Source organism: Neisseria sp. P0021.S006 (assembly GCF_051956895.1).
On the sequence record NZ_JBQCWZ010000137.1, the window covers coordinates 1 to 2,377 of the forward strand.

A 2,377-nucleotide genomic window follows, 5' to 3' on the forward strand; every position below is an offset into this window, starting at 1 on the left:
ATCTGGGATTATGGAGGTACGTTGGAATTGATAGGCGGTAGGTATGATCTTCCGACCGGTTTTATCATAGATATAGTTTGCCGGGAAATAGAGTTAGAATTTTTAGATCAGGAGAGTTTCAGAGCCGTAGCTTTCATGCTACGCAAGCAGCGTTTTGAAGGTAAAATAATATGACGACTTATACTATTCCAAGAAAAGATTATCAATTTCTGCATATAATTGAAGGGTCTCTATTAAACTATACTTTGAAAAATGATGAATTTCATATCATCGTCAAGAATGTGAATTATCCGGATTTTCCTCAAGAGAACCCTATGCCCAATTATTCAGACTGGGTAAAAATTAAATTCAAGCAGTTCAGCTATCTGAAATTTATCTATGGATACGCTACGGAGAACCAAGATATAAATATCGATAATACATTGGAGCTTGGAGAATTAAAGCAGGATGATGAAATCTTAGATTATGGAGGTACGCTGGCATTGATAGGCGGTAGGTATGATCTTCCGACCGGTTTTAGCATAGATATAGTTTGCCGGGAAATAGAGTTAGAATTTTTAGATCAGGAGAGTTTCAATTAAACAAGCCGTAGCTTTCATGCTGCACAAGCAGCCTTTCGGAAGCTCTTGACAAAGCCGGTTGGGCATATGTGCTTTATCACTTAATATTACTTGACAAAAGGATGTGTGCAGAACGCACGCATGCGGTTCTCAAGGTTTGAGCTAAGAGGCCGTCTGAAACAACAAAAATACGTTTCAGACGGCCTTTCTTTCAACAAGGCGCCACAGCAATCAGACAAAAGCAGCCCACCGCCACACCCATATCGGCAGCACGGCTAGCAAAATCATTATCCGAAGCGGTGTAGACACAACTCTAAGACGGCAAATTTTGAACGTCATAGTCTTTCGGGTATGACACTAAGGGCCGACATGATCAAACAGCGCGAAATCCATCTGGCCATACCCGCACAAACTAATAAGGAGTAAAGATTGCAGTTGCAACGTGTGGTAGAGTATGGCAAAAATCTAAACATTAAAGTCAAAATTACGGAGATCAAATAATGATTTTTAAACAGGATCAAAATTATTGGGCAGCAAGCCGTAGCCCATATGAAACCTAAACTCAACAAGTAGGATGTGTGCGGAACGCACGCATGCGGTTCTCAAGGTTTGAGCCAAGAGGCCGTCTGAAACAATAACTACGGTTTCAGACGGCCTTTCTTTCAACAAGCCACCACAGCAATCAGACAAAAGCAACCCACCGCCACACCCATATCGGCAGCACGGCCGGCAAAACCATTATCCGCAGCGGTGTAAAGACAACTCTAAGACGGCAAATTTTGAACGTCATAGCCTTTCGGGTATGACATTAAGGGCCGACATGATCAAACAGCGCGAAATCCATCTGGCCATACCCGCACAAACTAATAAGGAGTAAAGATTGCAGTTACAACGTGTGGTAGAGTATGGCAAGAGTCAAAACATTACAGTCAAAATTACGGAGATCAAATAATGATTTTTAAACAGGATCAAAATTATTGGGCAGTTTTTTATGCTAATGAAGAAGCTCTGATTGTTCAAACATGTTCAGGTTTGGGGTTAACGGCAATAGACCACCTATATCCTCCCCATATCCTGCCATTGGATACCGACAATGGAACTTTAGGCACGACAGTCTTACAAGCATTGGCGAACAGCAGGACGTTAGACAACGAAGCTGAACGTATTGATTTTTTAAAACAGGAAAGTTTTAAACCACGTTATGAGGATTGGGTTGCCAACCTATGCGGGAACTTGGGCTATAAAACCAGACGCGCCCTATTTAAAAACATGATGAGCGTGGATATTTGGCTGCACAACGGCTGCCTGAAAATCAGCCCAAGCCGCCATGTCAAGCTGGAAGCGTGGGATGCCATTGATGCAGACAATGTAATTTTATCATTGGATAACAGTCCTGAAGAAATCGGAGCAGGTTTAAAGTTGGCATTGAGCCGCTGCCGATAATATTTGGCAAAAGTCGTCTGAAAGCCGGAAAAATGTTTCAGACGACTTTTTTATCACACTCAAGGCCAGCGTGCGTACCGCACACACCTTACCTGCATAGGTTTAATGCGGGCTACGGCTTGCTTGGAAGGATATGTGAATTAAAATTTAAAAAAGTTGACTTTCCCGTTCCTAATACTAATTGGAAAAATTCTATTGATGTCTTGAATGAATCAGGTAATGTTAATAGACCTCGTTATAGGAGTAAATAAAAATGGCAATTTGGAATTATCGGTACTACCTTATCCCATCAGCTGCTATCAGAAATAAATTTAATGCAAATAAAGATATCATACTTGATGAGTATCGATCTAATGGTTTTCAGAATTTTAATG

5 protein-coding genes are annotated in these 2,377 nt (G+C 41.1%); 4 read left to right on the forward strand and 1 reads right to left on the reverse strand.

What is annotated here, in order from left to right:
• The first annotated feature begins 170 nt into the window (after positions 1-170).
• Both ACTHUM_RS11590 and ACTHUM_RS11595 read left to right on the forward strand, forming a co-directional pair.
• Positions 171-581, forward strand: coding sequence for a hypothetical protein (locus ACTHUM_RS11590; RefSeq protein WP_107811020.1), 411 nt, complete (start codon positions 171-173; stop codon positions 579-581).
• A gap of 330 nt (positions 582-911) precedes the next feature.
• On the forward strand, positions 912-986 hold the full coding sequence (locus ACTHUM_RS11595; protein WP_336623262.1) for a hypothetical protein: 75 nt from the start codon (positions 912-914) through the stop codon (positions 984-986).
• 81 nt (positions 987-1,067) lie between these two features.
• Here the strand turns inward: ACTHUM_RS11595 and ACTHUM_RS11600 are convergent, their stop codons facing one another.
• Entirely contained in the window at positions 1,068-1,250 is a 183-nt protein-coding gene (locus ACTHUM_RS11600) for a carbamoyltransferase (protein ID WP_159068522.1), read from the reverse strand.
• Between the two features lie 112 nt (positions 1,251-1,362).
• On the opposite strand from ACTHUM_RS11600, the gene ACTHUM_RS11605 reads away from it, so the two are divergent.
• Together ACTHUM_RS11605 and ACTHUM_RS11610 are read left to right on the forward strand one after the other, a co-directional pair.
• The gene (locus ACTHUM_RS11605; protein ID WP_336623262.1) at positions 1,363-1,437 is read left to right on the forward strand and encodes a hypothetical protein; all 75 of its coding nucleotides are present in this window, start codon (positions 1,363-1,365) and stop codon (positions 1,435-1,437) included.
• Positions 1,438-1,511: 74 nt separating this feature from the next.
• Positions 1,512-2,003: a contact-dependent growth inhibition system immunity protein gene (locus ACTHUM_RS11610; RefSeq protein WP_107792553.1), complete on the forward strand. Its 492-nt coding sequence runs from the start codon at positions 1,512-1,514 to the stop codon at positions 2,001-2,003.
• The last annotated feature ends 374 nt before the right edge of the window (positions 2,004-2,377 follow it).